Here is a 16889-nt window from a genome sequence, read left to right on the forward strand (position 1 = left end):
GTCTTTGTGGCGCAGGCCATAGCGATGGTCGACTGTTCCAGTACCACCGACCGCGGTTCGTGCTCGGTGAGTACCTGGAACACAGGAGCGTGATGTGAGCGAGCTTCACCTACCCAACCGGATACGTCACTCGGCGTCGACACGGCCGTCCGATCCGGCAATCACGTGCGGCGACCGAATGTTGACTTGGGCTGAGCTGGATGGCGAGACCAGCACCTTGGCGAGTGCGCTGGCAGAAGTGACCACAACGGGTGCTCGTGTCGGTGCGCTACTGCGTATGGGGCTCGAAGGTGCGGAAACCTTCATCGCATGTGCGAAGGCAGGCGCTGTGTTCATACCGTTGAACTGGCGGCTCAACCCACTCGAACTCGTCGACATCGCCGAGGACGCGGAGCTCGACGTCTTGATCGTCGATGACGAGTTCGCCGCGGGGGCGGCGGCGATGTCCGCAGCGTTGCCGGACATCGAGGTCATAACCGTGGGAGCTGCAGGGGTCCTGCCGGATTCGCGAACCTGGGCGGAGTTCGTGGCATCAGGGACCGGTGTCGACCCCGGACACGGGCACGATCCGGACGCAGCAGTTCTGCAGCTGTACACGTCCGGGACAACCGGCCGGCCCAAGGGCGTCGTGGCCACGCACCGGAATCTGTACAACGAGCCCGAGGGGTTCGATGTCTACGAATTCGGTTCGAATGCAGTCGCACTCGATGCACTTCCCCTCTTTCACATCGCCGGTGCCGGCTGGATGAGTACATGCTTGTCGGCCGGAGTGCCTTTGGTGCTGCTCGGAGACATGGCGCCGGCTCGGGTCGCTGATGCCATCGCGACCCACCGCGTCACCCACGCATTTCTGGTGCCTGCAGTCATTCAGACGCTGGTAGATCTGCCGACTCTCGACAGTTTCGATCTGACCAGCCTGGAGGTGGTCGCCTATGGGGCGTCACCGATCACTCCGGCGCTCCTCGCCCACGCGATGACTGTCTTGAACTGCAAATTCGTTCAGCGATACGGGATGACCGAGACGACGGGTTCGGTATCCGTCCTTCGTGCTTACGACCATCATGTGAGCGGGCCGCGTTCGGAGTTGCTTCGCTCTGCGGGCAAGCCGATGATCGGCGTCGAGATCTCGATTCGAGACGTCACCACTGGTGAGGAATTGCCGCCCAATAATTCCGGTGAGATCGTCGCGCGCAGTAGAAACAACACTCGCGGATACTGGCGACGTGACCGTGAGACCGCCGAATTGTTCACCCACGACGGTTTCCTCCGAACGGGGGACGCCGGCCATCTGGACGACGAGGGGTATCTGTTCGTCACCGATCGACTCAAGGACATGATCATCACCGGCGGAGAGAACGTCTATCCGATCGAGGTGGAATCCATTCTGGCCGAGCACCCCTCGGTCGCCGAGGTCGCGGTGGTCGGGGTTCCCGACAAGCGCTGGGGTGAATCCGTGACCGCAGTGGTCAAACTGGTCGACGGTGCCGACGTGCCGAGCGTCGACGAGTTGATCGCTTTCAGCACAGCGAAGTTGGCGTCGTACAAGAAACCTCGCCAGATCCATTTCGTGGACTCCCTACCTCGCAACGCGAGCGGAAAACTGCTCAAGTCGAGCCTGCGGACCATGCTGAACGCGAGCGGAGAAGCATCATGATCGTGACCGAAGACGTCGGTGTCGCACAACGTGAGGCATGGGCGAACAAAGTCCTTCCACCGGTCGAACAGGTGCGGGACGGATTGTGGTCGATCCCCGTTCCCATGCCGGACAACCCTTTGCGTTACGTACTCGTCTACGCACTCGCGCTCGACGACGGACTTGCCCTCATCGACGTCGGTTGGGATCACGAACAGTCCTGGCAGGCTCTCGTCGACGGCATAGCATCGATCGGATACCACGTTTCCGAAGTGCGCTATGCGGCAATCACGCACCTGCATCCCGATCACTTCGGCCTGGCGCCGCGTCTTCGGCAGGTCAGCGGCGCAACGCTTGCGATGCATGTGGCCGACGCGACGCTCCTCGGATACCACGGTCCCGAGCAGACCCGCGACGACATCAGTGGCTGGAACCTGCAATTGTCCGAACTCGGCGCACCGGCCGAAGTGCTCGACGCGTCTCGGGTCGACCTGGTGCGGTTCGCCGAGCACGAAACCATCGACATTGTTCTGGGAGATGGGGATTCACTCAACCTGCCCGGTTGGAATCTCCGCGCCCAGTGGACACCGGGGCACACTCCCGGACATCTCTGCTTCGTGGAAGAGGCCAGAGGCTTGTTGTTCAGCGGCGATCACATGCTGCCGAGGATCAGCCCGAACATCTCCACGATTCCCGGTGAACTCGAGAACCCACTTCATCGTTATCTTCTCTCGCTCGAGGCGACGACAACACTGGGCGAGTGCGAAGTGCTTCCGGCACATGAATATCGATTCCGTGGGATCGCCGATCGTGCACGTCAATTGATGGGGCACCACGAGGAGCGATTGGCGGAGATCGTGGCTGCGGTGCAGGATGAGCCTGAATCCACGGCCTGGGAACTCTCACGCACGATCTCCTGGTCTCGCCCGTTCGAACAGATGTCGCCGCGACTACTTCGCTTGGCAGTCCGCGAAACCCATGCTCATCTTGTTGTTTTGGCCAAGCGGGAGATCGTGACACCGTCCGGCGGCACACCCGTGCGCTGGAGCATTCGCGCGCAGTGACCTTTCAAGAATCTCATCACGGAAGTAGGAACCGAACATGAGCGTCGTGCTCACCGACTTCGCCGACGGCGTTGCCGTCATCACCCTCAATCGTCCCGAGGCCAAGAACGCGGTCAATCTCGAACTTGCCGAAGCCTTGGCTGCGGCCATCGACGAGTTCGAGGAACGCTCCGATCTCACCATCGGCATTCTGACCGGAGCTGGTGGAACCTTCTGCGCCGGTATGGATCTGAAGGGATTTGCGCGCGGAGAGCGGCCATCGCTACCGGGTCGTGGTTTTGCCGGTCTGACCGAGGCTCCGCCGTCGAAGCCGCTGATCGCAGCCGTCGAAGGTTGGGCACTCGCCGGCGGTTGCGAACTGGCCTTGGCGGCCGACTTGATCGTGGCGTCCACGGACGCGAAATTCGGCCTGCCCGAGGTGAAGCGGGGACTTGCCGCGGCCGCCGGCGGACTCCTACGTCTGCCGAAAATTCTTCCGTATCAGTTGGCCATGGAAATCGCGATCACGGGGGATCCGCTCAGTGCCACCGTGGCGCACCATCACGGCTTGGTCAATCGGCTCGCCGAACCGGGACAGGCGCTGACCGTCGCACGCGAGCTTGCGGCCCGAGTAGCGGCTAACGGTCCACTGGCTGTTCGCGCGACCAAGCAGGTACTGGCAATGTCCGCCAAGTACACCGATCCGGATGCCTTTGTGGCGCAACGCGAATTCATCGATCCGGTCTTCACCTCTCGTGATGCCAAGGAGGGCGCCACGGCATTTGCCGAGAAGCGCTCTCCCGTGTGGAGTGGTTCATGAGTGCCGAGACGATCGAGCGTGCGGCCGTAAGCATCGAACGAGACGGTGCTGTCGCGACGATTGTTCTCTGTCGGCCGCACCGCCGCAACGCTCTCGATCTCGACGCCTGGATCGCTCTACGTGAAGCAGTCCTCGAACTTCAAGAGGACGCGCAGATTCGCTCGGTGATCCTGACCGGCGCGGATGGGACCTTCTGCGCGGGCTCCGATCTGGACAAGCGTGGCTCGTCGCACCCGCTCGATCGCATGCGTGTCATCAACGCAACGGCAATCGCACTGAGTGAGTTTCCCAAACCTCTGGTGGCGAAGGTCGACGGGTTTGCCGTCGGAGCCGGATGGAACATGGCGTTGCTCTGCGACTTCGTCGTGGCGGCCAAGGGTGCGAAGTTCAGCCAGATCTTTGCCAAACGGGGGTTGTCTGTCGACTTCGGTGGTTCGTGGATCCTGCCGAGACTGGTCGGCCTCCAACAAGCCAAGCGACTGGTGATGCTTGCCGAGACGATCGACGCACAGGAAGCCTACGAGCTCGGGTTGGTGACTTATCTGGTCGAACCGGCCGAGCTGGACGAACACACGTCAACACTGGCGCAGCGGCTCGCCGCCGGCCCGCCGGCCGCACTGAGTCAGTCTGCCGCCATGCTCGAACGTCACACCTCCCTCTCGTTGCGGGAGGCCTTGGACAACGAGGCGAGGGCGCAAGCGGTCAATTTTGCGACGGATGCCACCGACGCGGTTCGTGCCTTCGTGGAAAAGCGGGAGCCGATCTTCACCGGAGAGTGGGCCGTACCAGGGGCAACTCGGGTGGAGTGAGCGACGGATCGCTGGTCGTATGATGGATGAGTGGATCTGCACTTCGTCACCTACTTCGTCGCTGTTGTCGACCACGGTGGGATAACGAAGGCCGCTCAGGCTCTCTACATTTCGCAGCCCTCTCTGTCACAGGCAATTCGTACGCTCGAGCGTCGACTCGGCGCCACGCTGTTCGACCGGACGGGCAGGCGGTTGGTTCTTACCGACGCGGGCCGCACGTTCGATCTCGCGGCCAGGAGAATCCTTGCCGACGTCGAGCGCGCGAAGGCGAAAGTGACCGCCGTTCGCGAACTCGAGTTCGGTCGTGTCGACGTCGTCTCGTACTCGGCGTTCTCGATCGATCCGATGGTCGAGTTGGTCCGGCGATTCCGGGCCAACTTCCCGAAGATCGTCGTGCGTGTTCTCGACACGTACGGCCCGGCCGGGGTCGACAATGCGTTGCGGCGAGGGTCGGCCGAGGTCGGCGTCACCGATCTGAGTATCGGGTACGAAGGTTTGGTCACGGCTCCGATTGCCACTCAGGAGTTGGTGCTCGCCACCCATGCGTCGTTGTCCGGCCGACTTGCAACGCCGTTGGCGGATCCGGTTCCGCGAGCGCTCTTGCACAGTTTGCCGCTTGTGGTCGATCTCGGTGATCAATCGAATCAGTTCCGGGGCTTGCTCAGCGAAGGCGCCGAGAACGTAGTCGTGGACTGTGTCCACCCTGTGACCACGTGGGAACTCGTGCGTCGAGGAATCGGCGCCACTGTAGTGCCGAGAAGGGTTGCACAACAGCAGATGACAGACGTCTGCGCCTTCTCCTTCGATCCGCCGCTGACACGCGACGTCGGTATCGTCTATCGCTCGGGCGAGCAATCCCCGGCGGCCGCTGCATTCATCGCGACGGCTGCGGAAATGGCCACCTCCGCCGTTCCGTCCACGGAAGAGGAGTGAACTGTGGAGTTCCGGCAGATGGAGTACTTCCTCGCAGTGGTCGAGAACAAGGGGATCAACGGCGCCGCAGCGGCTCTCGGCGTTGCTCAGCCGACCGTGTCACAAGCGTTGCGCGGGCTCGAACGTGAACTGGGAGTGAGGCTGTTCCACCGCATCGGGCGCGGCATGGTGCTCAGTGCTGCCGGTCGCAGTCTGGTCGGCCCGAGTCGACAGGTTTTGCGAGACGTAGCTGCGGCGGCTGAACAGTTGACGGCATCCGATGGCGCCATCGTCGGTCGCCTCGACATCATGGCTTTCCCTGCACTGACCTCGGGGACGATCGTCGATCTGATTGCGGAGTTCTGTCGACGGTATCCGCAAGCACGAGTCAGATTCTCGGAACTCGAGCGTGAGGACAATCTGGAAAGTCTCATCCGGGACGGCCACTGCGAATTCGCGGTGGCTCATCTGCCGCTCGAGGCGGGCGAAGGGCTCGAAATCGTCGAATTGGGGGAGCAGGAATACCGCCTGGTCTACCCGGCGGGAACGGAACTACCCGAGGGGCCGGTACGCCTTTCGGAAATGCCGGACATTCCCATGGTATTCGTTCCTCGCGGGGCAGCGATGGGTGACGCGATCGAAGATTCGATCCGAAAGGCCGGTACCAGAACGGAACTCGCGGTGGTGACCGAGCAACGGGAGTCGCGGCTCCCGATGGTCATCGCCGGACTCGGCGGTTCGTTGGTCGAGCGCTCGGTGGCGAAATCGATGCCTGGTCAGGTGGTGGAACGGGCCTGCGAGCCGAGATTCCTGCGTGCGTACGGTCTCGCCTTCGACCCCTCGACGTTGTCGCCGGTGGGACAGGTATTCGTGAACCTGATCCACGAGTACCTGTCCGACGAACGCCGGTCACAGCACTAGAGTCGGCAGATTCGTTCTCGCGCGGCAGAGTACTCGGCGGCGAGACGCTCTACTACTGCATGCGTCGGAAGGACTGCATCGATCGCTCCGATGCCCTGTCCGGCGCCCCAGATGTCACGCCAGGCCTTGGTATCGGTGTCGTTGGTCGCGAAACTCATTGCGGATGGATCGGATTCGGCCAGGTTGTCGGGGTCCAAGCCGGCGGCAACGATGCTGCCCCGCAGGTAGTTTCCGTGTACTCCGGTGAACAGGTTGGAATAGACGATGTCGGAGGCCCCTGAACCCACGATCATCTCCTTGTACGCAGGATCCGCGTTAGCCTCTTCGGTTGCGATGAAAGCTGATCCGACGTATGCCAAATCGGCCCCGGCCGCGAGCGCAGCGAGAATCGAATCACCATGAGCGATGGCACCTGACAACAGCAGTGGACCGGCGAACCACTCACGAATCTCCCGAATCAGGGCAAACGGCGACTGCCTACCGGCATGACCACCGGCCCCGGCAGCTACCGCGATCAGTCCGTCGGCGCCCTTCTCGATCGCCTTGCGTGCAAAGCGATTGTCGATGACGTCATGGAGAACGATTCCGCCGTATGCGTGGACTGCGTCGTTGATGTCGGTGCGAGCGCCGAGGGACGTGATGACGATCGGAACCTCGAACTCGGCGATGGTCGCCAGATCCTCTTCCAGGCGGTTGTTGGACCGGTGGACGATGAGGTTGACGGCAAATGGCGCCGACGGATTCTCCGGGTGCTCACGATCATGTTCCTCACGAGCCACGGTGATCAGTTTGAGCCAATCCCGAAGTGCCGACTGCGGACGAGCATTCAGTGCCGGGAAGGACCCGATGATGCCAGAGGTGCACTGCGCGATGACGAGGTCAGGAGTCGAGATGATGAACATCGGTGAAGCGAGAACCGGGACACGCAGTTGCGACGTCAGGTCTGCGAAGGTCGTCACCTGGAACCGCCTTTCTGATCGACGGATTCGAGAAGTCTCGAGCGGAGGTCGGTCTTGAGGACCTTACCGGCAGCCGATGTCGGAAGGAGTTCTACCTCGACGACTTCGCGAATCTTCTTGTACGGCAGCACCTGCTCGGCGACGAACGCCTTGATCTGCTCGGCGTCGAACTCGGCGCCCGGAATCATCACCACGAAGGCTACGGGCTCCTGGCCGTTGCTCCCCACTTCGCGGCCGACAACCGCAGCAGTCGAGATCGCCGGGTGCGAAACCAGAATCTCTTCGAGTTCCCGCGGATAGACGTTGTACCCCTTGTAGATGAGCATGTCCTTGGCCCGGTCACAGATGAAGAGGTATCCGTCCGAGTCCAGGTACGCGATGTCTCCCGTGTCCAACCAGCCGTCGACGAACTGTTCTGCGGTGGTTTCCGGGTGTCCGAGATAGCCGTCGGTGACCTGAGGCCCACGCACCCACAGTTCGCCGCGTTCGTTCTCGCCCAGAACGGTCTTCCGGTCGAGCTGATCGCGAATCTGGATTTCGGTGTCGAAGATCGGGAGGCCGACGCTGCTCTGCCGATATTCCGAGCCGTTGATCAGCGGAGCGGCCGTGACCACACAGGTGGCCTCGGTCAGCCCGTACCCTTCGACGACGAGCGCTTTGGGAAATGCCCGGCGGAGTGCGGCGAGCGTGACACTGTCGATCGGGGCGGCACCCGAAGACACGACGCACACGCTGTCGGTGTTGCGCACCGTAGCGTCGGGATGAACCGACAGTGCGTGCCACATGGCGGGAGACCCGGTGAGATAGGTGGCCTCGTGCTTTTCGATCAGCTCGAGCATCCGGCCGGGTTCGAACCGACCGGCGAACACCTGGGTGAGACCGGAAATCAACAGGAACGACGTGTTGAGCAACGAATGTGCGTGGAAGAGAGGGGAGACCACGATGGTCGCCCCGGTCCCGGGCGTCGGACCGAGCACGTCGAGGCCGTCGATGCGTCGAGGCGTGACGAGACCGTCAGGACCTGCTTCCAACTCGTGACCGGTTCTCCACCCACACATCTGCGTGATGTTGCCGACGACGTTGCGGTGAAGAACACGAACACCTTTGGAGACTCCGGTGGTTCCGCCGGTGAACGCGATGTGTGCGATGTCGTCGCTACGAACCGAGGCAGGGGTGAATTCGGTGGGTAGATCGGCGATGAAGGAGTCGAATGCGACGACCGACTCCGGTGTGTCGAGCGCGCCCTCGGTGTCCTGGACCATCACGATCGTACGCACGGAGGTTCCTGAAGCGGCCGCGAGCAGTACGTGCAGCTGCGAACTCTGAGTCACTGCAGCAACGGCGGACGTCTCTTCGATCTGCTTGCGCAGGCCGAGCTCTGGCTGCAGTGGGTTGACCAATGTGACTGTCGCCCCGGCCTGTAGGCATCCGTAGTAAGCCTGGAGGAACTCGACGCAGTTCCCGAGGTGCATCAACACCACGTCGCCGACGCCCACCCCGGCTTGCCGCAGTGCGCCGGCGAATTGCGCACTGCGCTGACCGAGTTCGCGGAAGGTGCACGTACGCTCGCCGTCCACGACGGCGAGGCGGTCACCGTAGAGCGCCGCCATGCTGGGCGCCCAGTACGCCATGGTGGTATCCGGGTATTGCATGTTGTGCCGCAGTTGTGGATTGGCGATCACGCTGGTGCCCGTCACCGGGGAGCCATTCGGATAGCGCCGTCGAGTCTGATGGTCTCGCCGTTGAGGTAGCCGTTCTCGAGCATCGAGACGGCGAGCTGGCCGAACTCGTCCGGACGACCCAGTCGTGAGGGATTGGGAACAGAGGCTTCGAGGGCCGTGCGCACGTCTTCGCGTAGGCGCGCCAGCAGGGGAGTGTCCATGATGCCGGGAGCAATGGTGTTTACGCGGATTCCGCGGCTGGCGAGATCGCGGGCAGCGGTGACCGTCATACCGACGATGCCGGCTTTGGACGCTGTGTAGTTGATCTGACCGATCTGACCTTCGAATGCTGCGACCGACGCCGTCATGACGATGGCACCTCGCTCACCGTCCACGGCGTCGAGTTCCGCCATCCGCTCGGCGCCGAGACGGAGTGCGTTGAACGAACCGACAAGATTCAGCTTGACGACGAACTCGAAATCTTCGACCGATCCGGCTTTTCCGTCCTTGTCGAGAATGCGCATACGACGCCCGGCACCCGCGCAGTGGACGACGCCGCGGAGGCCGCCGCGCTCGTGCGCCGCGTCGAGTGCTTCGGCGAATTGTTCGCTGTCGGTGACGTCGGCCGGGGCGAATTGTGCGGCAGCACCGAGATCGGCCGCCACCTGCTTACCGTCGGACGAAGGCAGATCGATCAACGTGACCTGCGCTCCGGCGTCGAGCAGCCGTCGAGCGGTTGCCAGGCCGAGGCCTGAAGCGCCGCCGGTGATCGCGGTGGAAAGTCCCTCGAGTTTCATGGATCAATTCTTCTTTCCTGCTGGATGACGTGTCGGCCCGAAAGCGTTGTCGGGTCAGATCAATTCGAGAATGGTCGCATTGGCCATGCCGCCGGCCTCGCACATCGACTGGAGACCGTAGCGAATTCCGTTGTCGCGCATGTGATGTGCCAGGCGAGTCATCAAGATCGCACCTGATCCGCCGAGTGGGTGGCCGACCGCGATAGCGCCGCCGAGCGGATTCACACGATCGATGGCTGCGCCGGTTTCAGCCTGCCAGGCAAGCGGGACGGGGGCGAATGCCTCGTTGATCTCGAAGGCGCCGATGTCGTCGATGGACAATCCGGAGCGGTCCAATGCCTTTGCGGTGGCGGTAATCGGACCGGTGAGCATGATGACCGGGTCGTCGGCTGCGACCACTGCGGTGTGAATACGAACGAGCGGCTTCCACCCGCGTGCCCGGGCGTACTCGCTGGTCGTGACGAGTGTGGCGCCCGCCCCGTCGGAGATCTGAGAAGAGTTGCCGGCGTGGATGGCACCGTCGGTGTCGAAGGCCGGGGGCAACTTCGCGAGCGACTCCACACTTCCGCCTCGCCGAATGCCTTCGTCCTGGGACAAGCCCGCGATCGGAGTGATCTGCCCGGTGAATGCCCCTTCATCGGTGGCACGGGCCGCGAGTTCGTGTGAGCGGAGGGAGTATTCGTCCAGAGCTGTTCGTGTGAGTGCCCATTTCCGGGCCATCATCTCGGCGCCGGTCCCCTGGCTGAAACCGTCCACCCCGTAGCGTTCGAGTACCGAAGCCGGAAAATGCTCACCGTTCTTGCTGGCGGTACCCATCGGTACTCGTGACATCGATTCGACGCCTCCGGCTACGACCACGTCGTTCTGACCGGAGATGACGGTGGCCGCAGCAAAGGAAACTGCCTGCTGGCTCGATCCGCAGGCCCGGGTCAGTGTGACGCCGGGAACGCTGTCGGGCCAGCCGGCAGCGAGTGCCGCTGTGCGGGCGATGCTTCCGGCCTGCTCGCCGACCTGACTGACGCAACCCCAGATCACGTCGTCGACCGTCGCCGCGTCGAGTCCGGTCCGTTCAGCGAGCGCACGCAGTACACGGGCGGACAACTCGGCCGGATGGATCTCCGAGAGGGCGCGGCCGCGACGGCCGATCGGTGTACGTACTGCGTCGACGATGACGGCATCTCGCATGTATCTCTCCTGCTGTTCGTGCCCGGTTCTGCGACTGTGCGGTCGGGGCGTGTCTCGAGTCGATCACGAGCGGGTCGACCCGGCAATGTCTTTCGGTGAATGGCTTTGTTAGCGAATGGCTATACGTGGAGTACTCAGCCTCGGATGAGCTTGCGATCGCGCTCGGGATTGGCGAAGACGAGGACCAGAACCGCGGCGATCACTCCGATGACGCCGATTGCCTGGAAGGACTGGGCGTAACCGTCGGCCGGGGTTGCAGCGTTGTCCACGATGACTCCCGTTGCGTAAGGAGCAATCAGGCCACCGATCGACATGATGGCGAGGAAGAATCCCATCGTTCCGGCAGTCTGCTGCGGCGGGCACAGCTCCGAGATCGCAGCGTTGATGAGCGGGAAGGTGATTGCCGAGAACCCGTAGCCGATCGAGACCATGGCGACAGCGACGATGGGGGTGGAGATCTGTGGCAGGAACAGGAGAATCGATCCGCAGATCAGAACGCCGACACAGGGAACGATGACGCGAACCGTACGAGAGGTGAAGCCGCGGCCGATCAACTTGTCCGTGACGGAACCGGAGGTGATCATGAGGACGAGACCGACGATCGAGGGCAGCGCGAACATCGAACCGGCCTGCATCGCACTGTATCCGAGGCCGACCTCGAAGTACGACGGCAACCAGGTGAGAACGACGGTGGTCAGCGCGTAGATGGTCGCGATGAGGAAGCAGCAGCTGACGAAGGTGCGGGAGAGCAGGATCTTGCGCCACGGAACATTGGGCTCGGTGACCGCCTTCGTGGCTGTCCCGGCTGCCTCGGTTGCTTCTGTATCTGCAGTCTTGGTCGCCTTGACGGCCTTGCTCGTGTACGGGCCCTCGGACCAACCGGCCAGCCAGCAACCCATCCACACGAGACCGAGAACGGAGAGCGAGAGAACCGCTGCGCGCCAGCCGTAATGAACGGCGATGAAGGTCAGTACCGGCGCGAGGGCGATCTTTGCGACAGAGGCGGATCCGGCGAGCATTGCGCCGGGAAGGCCGCGCTTGGCCGGCGGGTGCCACGAGTACGCCGCGGTGTGCATCAGCGCCGAACTGGGGCCTTCGGCAAATCCGAGGAGCATGCGCGAGACGATCAACATCGCGAGGCTGGCGCCGAGAACGAGGGGGAGCATGACCACGGACCAGATTGCGGCCAGGATCAACAGCGCCCAACGCAGGGTCAGGTACTTGTTGAGCGGTCCGGCGAGGAATCCACCGATGCAGAACATCAGGAAGAAGAGCGAGCCGACCATGCCGATTTGCGAAGACTTCAGTCCGAGCTCACGAGCGAGGGGCTGAGCGATGATTCCGAGGACTGCCTTGTCCGCGTAGTTGACGATGTAGAGGAAAACGACGAGCCCGGTCATCGTCCACGCACGCTTGCGGGTACCGAAGACGGGAACTGCTGACGAATCTGGCGTTGCTGTTGCTTCGGGCTGGACGTCGTTACGCTGTGGCGCGATGGGGGTCACGTGGCGTCCCTTCGAGACTGGTGGGCGGATGCGATCGTGCTCGAAGCGCGGCCTCGAAGCGATCGATGGTGGTGTGTTTGCCGGCTGACTCATTCAACGTGTTCTGGATCACTTTGAGCAATGTCGCGTCGATGATCGGAACGATAGCGGTTGCCTATGTATCGCAGGTCAGGCCATATTGGTACGCCCTATCGGACGCATAGCCGATGAGTGTTGGATCGAATGCGGAACATTGAGGCAAGGTGAGATCAGGATCACCCTGTCCCCTTGACCGACTGGAGTTCATACATGCAGCGCACCGTGTTCAACGAGGATCACGAGGCATTCCGGGCAACCGTTCGCGATTTCATCGCGAAGGAAGTAACCCCGGTCCACGAGAAGTGGGAAGAGGACGGTCACCCGCCCCGTGACTTCTACCGACGACTCGGAGAGCTGGGCGTACTCGGAATTCAGGTGCCGGAGGAATACGGCGGAGGCGGCGAGAAGTCGCTCAAGTTCAACGTCGTCGTCGCCGAGGAAGTTGCTGCCGCCGGGGCGTCGTTCGGCTCGCAGTCGGTGCATACGAACCTGATCCTGCCCTACCTACTCGAGTACGCGAACGAAGAACAGAAGAGCCGCTGGTTGCCGGGCTTCGCTTCCGGAGATCTGATGTTCGCGATTGCGATGACCGAACCGGGAACAGGATCGGATCTGGCGAACATCGCGACCACGGCCAAGCTGTCGGAGGACGGTACGCACTACGTGGTCAATGGTTCCAAGACGTTCATCACCGGTGGAGTACTTGCCGACCGCGTCCTGGTGGTGTGCCGTACCGCGCCCAGCACAGCGGAGAACCGGCGCACGGGGTTGTCGATTCTGGTGATCGATACGTCGTCGCCCGGATACTCGGTGGGGCGCAAGATCAACAAGATCGGGCTCAAGACCTCCGACACTGCGGAGCTTTCGTTTGTCGACGTCAAGGTGCCCGTCGAGGACCGACTCGGAGAAGAGGGCGACGGCTTCAGCTATCTGACCCACAACCTGGCTCAGGAGCGGTTGACCATCGCGTTCGGAGCGGCCGCCACTGCCAGTGCAGCGCTTCGCTTTGCCATCGACTACGTCAAGGACCGCAAGGTGTTCGGCAAGCCGGTCGCGGCCTTCCAGAACACCAAATTCGTTCTGGCCGAATGCGCTACCGAGGTTGATGCCATTCAGCTGGTGTCCGACAACGCACTCGAATGTCATGACCGCGGCACTCTGACGATTCCCGACGCAGCGAAGGCGAAACTGTTCTGCACCGAGGCGGCAGGTCGAGTGATCGACAAGTGCCTCCAATTGCACGGCGGGTACGGCTACATCACCGAGTATCCCATCGCGCGTCTTTACGCAGACACGCGTGTCACACGAATCTACGGTGGCACAAGTGAAGTCATGAAGACCATCATCGCGAAGGATCTTGGTCTCTGACGCACTCTCGACATGTTGTCGGCCTCGGAACAAGTGTTCCGAGGCCGAAAACATCTTCCGGGTAGGTCAGTTCGCCGGAACCCCGACCACGCCGTCCGCGATCAGCGTCGAGGCGTGATCGGCGTTGGTTCCGAGGATGTCGGCGAGCACCGCGATCGAATCGCCGCCGACCTCGGAGGCGGGTCCGGTACCCAGGTGTGCGCCGTCGAACGAGGCAGGATTGGCGGCAGCCAGGTAGCTTCCGATTCGAGGTTGATCGAGTGCGGAGAACATCGGGTTGTTCTCCAGTTCGCCAGATTTCACCACTTCCTCGAAACTGCGGTACCTCTCGAACAGAACCGACGATGTGTCCAGCGCTGCAGCGATCTCGGCGCCGCTGTGTTCCCGGAACCAATGTGAGAACAGAGCAGTGAGTACCTCTCGATGACGGTAGCGATCCGCTTCGGTGGAGAAGTCGGCTCCGAGCGCAGCTTCGACAGCGTCGACAGCCGCCGTGGTGCCGGTGACCGACGCAAGGTCGCGGAAATGGCGGGTAGTGAGTGCAACGATCATGAACCGTTCGTTGTCGCTGGAGACGAAATCGATTCCGTACGTGCCGTAGACGGCGTTTCCGCCGGACTCGCGACTGCGACCGTTCACTTGTACCTCGGTGAGGTAACCGAGGGTTCCCGCGGTGGCCAATGCGACGTCTTCGAGTGGGAGCGTGATCCGAGATCCATGTCCGGTCGAGTCACGTTGGCGCACTGCGGCAGTGATCGACAGGGCGGCGTAGAGCCCGCATGCGACGTCCCAGGCGGGCAGTGCGTGGTTGACAACTCCGGCGTAGTCGGCGGGGCCGGTGATCTGTGGAAATCCCAAGGCGGCGTTGACCGTGTAGTCGACTCCGGGGCTGCCGTCGCGGCGTCCGAGGATCTCGAGGGTGATGACGTCGCTACGCAACTGGGCCAGGGAGTCGTGGCTCATCCACTTACGGCCGCCGGCGTTGGTGACCAGGATTCCGCCGCCAGGTCCCGGCGCCGTGACCAGTTGGCGTATCAGTTCTTGGCCGCGTTCGGCGCGCATGTCCACTGACAGTGACCGTTTGCCTTTGTTGAGTCCGGTCCAGTAGATGCTCTCGCCCTTGTCTGTGACGGGCCAGCGATTGTAATCGGAGGCACCTCCGATCGGGTCGATCCGGATCACCTCGGCGCCGAGTTGGGAGAGCGTCAGTCCGCACAGCGGCGCGGCGACAAAGCTCGAGACCTCGACGATGCGAAGCCCGGACAGCGGGCCTGGGCTCTGAGTCATGTGTGGTCCTCCGTGATAGAAGAGTGTGTGCTCATGCCATCAACACGGTGAAACGCCAGTCGAGAACCGGAGTTTGTGTTGCAGAAGCATTGTGGGAGAACACGAGCGAACGCAGTTGCACTGCGGTTCCGTGTTCGAGGGGCGACGAGTTTTCGACGTGCAGTTCGCTCGTGAGGGTATCGCCCTCGTGAACGGGTCCGGTGTGATCGCACGAGTGCCACCCGAGAACCGTCACCACGTTGGGCAGAGCGCGAGTCGCCTGGGCGAGTGCGATCCCGATGGTGTGGCCGCCGTAGACGAGGCGACCGTGGGCGCCGACGCGATCGTCGTGGTGCGTCGCTGCGATGTTCAAGCTCAGCCGGGCAAGTTCGGGTGCGCTGGAGACGACGTCGCCGCTGCTGTGGAAGACGGAGCCCACCAAATCGGAATCGAAGTGCCTGCCGGGTACCCGCTCTCGATACGTGTCGAGGTCCCAACCGTCAGGTGATACGTACGGAGCCGGTTCGGACGGACCGATCGCCCCGAGGTCGTCGGCGTGGCGAGTTCTCGCCTCGATCGGGTCGGGGCTCAGGGGGAGCATGGCGCAGCGGTAGAAGTCGAGGACCGTGTTGCCGTTCTGATCAGCAGACGTCATCCGTAGCGCGGCAAGTCCGGTGGCGCCGCGTCCCGGCTTGGCCGAGTTCTCGCGTAGACCGACAACCTCGGTGCGCGTGTACAGGGTGTCGCCGAGTACCGGGAAACGGTGGAATCGCAGTCCACGGTAGAAGAGGTTCGCCTTGACGTGGTGTGTGACCACGGTTGACTGACCGATGGCGATGTCGGTGACCAGTCCTGGATTCGCCACTGGTGCAACGGAACCCGTGACGCTCGACGACAAGTGTGCGTCGAGAGGCAAGCGCATGCGGTCACCGAGGATCGCCTGATGGGAGGCGGCGAGTCCACTGGTCAACGTCACCGCGGGGGCTTCGTCGAAGATCTGACCATGGGTGAGCTCGTCGAAGTACGGGCCTCCCACGTAGTGCTCGCTCATACGGTGACTCCTTCGGCTCGGGCAAGCGTACGACGCGCTGCCACGGCCACAGCTTCGTCGAGCATCTGGCCGTCGAGTTGGGCGGCACCCGAACCCAGGGTTTCGGCTTCTTCGAGTGCGGTCAGTACCCGTCGGGCGTCATTGACGGCGTCGTCCGAAGGAGTGAATGCGGTAGTGGCCGAGTCGATCTGCGCCGGGTGGATGACCCATTTGCCGTCGAACCCGAGAGCGCTGGTCCAGTGCGCGGCGCGGCGGAAAGCGTCGTCGTCGGTGATGCCGAGAAAGGGCCCGTCGATGGCTGCGACGCCGGCTGCGCGGCAGGCGATCAGGATTCTGTCCTGGACGGCAAGCCAGTGTTCAGGCAGTGCCGAGCGTGAACGGCCGAGCGCTGCACCGAGATCGGCGTATCCGATGATCGCGGCTTGGAGACGAGGAGTCGCGCGGGCGATGGAGTCGGCATTCTGGACGCCGAGCGGAGTTTCGATCAGGGCTTGCAGGGTGGTGTGGTGCCCACCGGCAGTGAAGAGGATGTGCTCGGCCTCGAGTAGTTCGTCGGCGGACTCGACCTTCGGGACGATCACGCTCGTCAGCGATTCTCCGAGGGCGCCACAGGCGATCAGGTCGTCGCGGGCCCATGGTGTGGTCAGGCCGTTGATTCGGACCGAGATGGTGCGCGCCCTACCGAACTCGTGCACCAAGGTGCTCACGAGGGTTCGCGCCAGGTCCTTGTTCGCCGAAGTGACGGCATCTTCGAGGTCGAGAATCACCTCGTCTGCGTTCGAGAAGAGTGCTTTGCGTGCCTTGCGCTCGTCTGAACCCGGCGCGACCAGGGACGCGCGACGTCTGGTGGCGCGGTAGTGGTTCTCGTCCATAGTGTGTCG

The 16889-nt window shown here is 62.7% G+C and carries 15 protein-coding genes; 7 read left to right on the top strand and 8 right to left on the bottom strand.

Annotation, left to right across the window (positions count from 1 at the left end; all coding sequences use genetic code 11):
• The first annotated feature begins 94 nt into the window (after positions 1–94).
• From ACN50D_RS06750 to ACN50D_RS06775, 6 genes are read left to right on the top strand one after another with little or no spacing between them, the layout of a single operon-like run.
• A complete protein-coding gene (locus ACN50D_RS06750; RefSeq protein ID WP_211920930.1) occupies positions 95–1654 on the top strand; it encodes a long-chain-fatty-acid--CoA ligase in 1560 nt (519 codons plus the stop codon).
• Positions 1651–2697 carry an MBL fold metallo-hydrolase gene (locus tag ACN50D_RS06755; RefSeq protein WP_042448546.1) on the top strand — a complete coding sequence of 349 codons (1047 nt, stop codon included), beginning with the start codon at positions 1651–1653 and terminating at the stop codon, positions 2695–2697. The genes ACN50D_RS06750 and ACN50D_RS06755 overlap by 4 nt, the downstream gene beginning before the upstream one ends.
• 37 nt (positions 2698–2734) lie before the next feature.
• Complete coding sequence (locus tag ACN50D_RS06760; protein ID WP_047272107.1) at positions 2735–3496, top strand: crotonase/enoyl-CoA hydratase family protein; 762 nt, start codon at positions 2735–2737, stop codon at positions 3494–3496.
• Positions 3493–4305: an enoyl-CoA hydratase/isomerase family protein gene (locus ACN50D_RS06765; RefSeq protein ID WP_030537193.1), complete on the top strand. Its 813-nt coding sequence runs from the start codon at positions 3493–3495 to the stop codon at positions 4303–4305. Before ACN50D_RS06760 ends, ACN50D_RS06765 begins: the two co-directional genes overlap by 4 nt.
• A gap of 30 nt (positions 4306–4335) precedes the next feature.
• On the top strand, positions 4336–5238 hold the full coding sequence (locus ACN50D_RS06770) for a LysR family transcriptional regulator (protein ID WP_007729501.1): 903 nt from the start codon (positions 4336–4338) through the stop codon (positions 5236–5238).
• A 3-nt stretch (positions 5239–5241) separates the two neighbouring features.
• Complete coding sequence (locus tag ACN50D_RS06775; protein ID WP_003939949.1) at positions 5242–6138, top strand: LysR family transcriptional regulator; 897 nt, start codon at positions 5242–5244, stop codon at positions 6136–6138.
• Here the strand turns inward: ACN50D_RS06775 and ACN50D_RS06780 are convergent.
• The 5 genes from ACN50D_RS06780 to ACN50D_RS06800 form a co-directional block, all read right to left on the bottom strand.
• Positions 6135–7040, bottom strand: a complete 906-nt coding sequence (locus ACN50D_RS06780; protein WP_202427117.1) for an NAD(P)H-dependent flavin oxidoreductase — start codon at positions 7038–7040, stop codon at positions 6135–6137. The two genes, ACN50D_RS06775 and ACN50D_RS06780, sit on opposite strands and share 4 nt — an antisense overlap.
• Positions 7041–7093: 53 nt before the next feature.
• Entirely contained in the window at positions 7094–8749 is a 1656-nt protein-coding gene (locus tag ACN50D_RS06785) for a class I adenylate-forming enzyme family protein (RefSeq protein ID WP_166503000.1), read from the bottom strand.
• Positions 8750–8790: 41 nt separating this feature from the next.
• Positions 8791–9555 carry an SDR family NAD(P)-dependent oxidoreductase gene (locus tag ACN50D_RS06790; protein ID WP_003939944.1) on the bottom strand — a complete coding sequence of 255 codons (765 nt, stop codon included), beginning with the start codon at positions 9553–9555 and terminating at the stop codon, positions 8791–8793.
• Between the two features lie 54 nt (positions 9556–9609).
• Positions 9610–10740, bottom strand: coding sequence for a thiolase family protein (locus ACN50D_RS06795; protein ID WP_211920928.1), 1131 nt, complete (start codon positions 10738–10740; stop codon positions 9610–9612).
• Between the two features lie 134 nt (positions 10741–10874).
• The gene (locus ACN50D_RS06800) at positions 10875–12338 is read right to left on the bottom strand and encodes an MFS transporter (RefSeq protein ID WP_174519483.1); all 1464 of its coding nucleotides are present in this window, start codon (positions 12336–12338) and stop codon (positions 10875–10877) included.
• Between the two features lie 195 nt (positions 12339–12533).
• Here ACN50D_RS06800 and ACN50D_RS06805 point away from each other — a divergent pair, with 195 nt between their 5' ends.
• Positions 12534–13691 (top strand): acyl-CoA dehydrogenase family protein, encoded by a 1158-nt coding sequence (locus ACN50D_RS06805; RefSeq protein ID WP_003940617.1) that lies wholly within the window; start codon positions 12534–12536, stop codon positions 13689–13691.
• A gap of 66 nt (positions 13692–13757) precedes the next feature.
• Here the strand turns inward: ACN50D_RS06805 and ACN50D_RS06810 are convergent, their stop codons facing one another.
• From ACN50D_RS06810 to ACN50D_RS06820, 3 genes are read right to left on the bottom strand one after another with little or no spacing between them, the layout of a single operon-like run.
• The gene (locus tag ACN50D_RS06810; RefSeq protein ID WP_054188392.1) at positions 13758–14978 is read right to left on the bottom strand and encodes a CoA transferase; all 1221 of its coding nucleotides are present in this window, start codon (positions 14976–14978) and stop codon (positions 13758–13760) included.
• Between the two features lie 31 nt (positions 14979–15009).
• Entirely contained in the window at positions 15010–16008 is a 999-nt protein-coding gene (locus ACN50D_RS06815; protein WP_042923986.1) for a MaoC family dehydratase, read from the bottom strand.
• Positions 16005–16880: an HpcH/HpaI aldolase/citrate lyase family protein gene (locus tag ACN50D_RS06820; RefSeq protein ID WP_030537187.1), complete on the bottom strand. Its 876-nt coding sequence runs from the start codon at positions 16878–16880 to the stop codon at positions 16005–16007. The genes ACN50D_RS06815 and ACN50D_RS06820 overlap by 4 nt, the downstream gene beginning before the upstream one ends.
• Positions 16881–16889: the final 9 nt, after the last annotated feature.

The sequence above is a fragment of the Rhodococcus sp. SB1D genome (assembly GCF_048573875.1).
GTDB classification, from domain to species: domain Bacteria; phylum Actinomycetota; class Actinomycetes; order Mycobacteriales; family Mycobacteriaceae; genus Rhodococcus_F; species Rhodococcus_F qingshengii.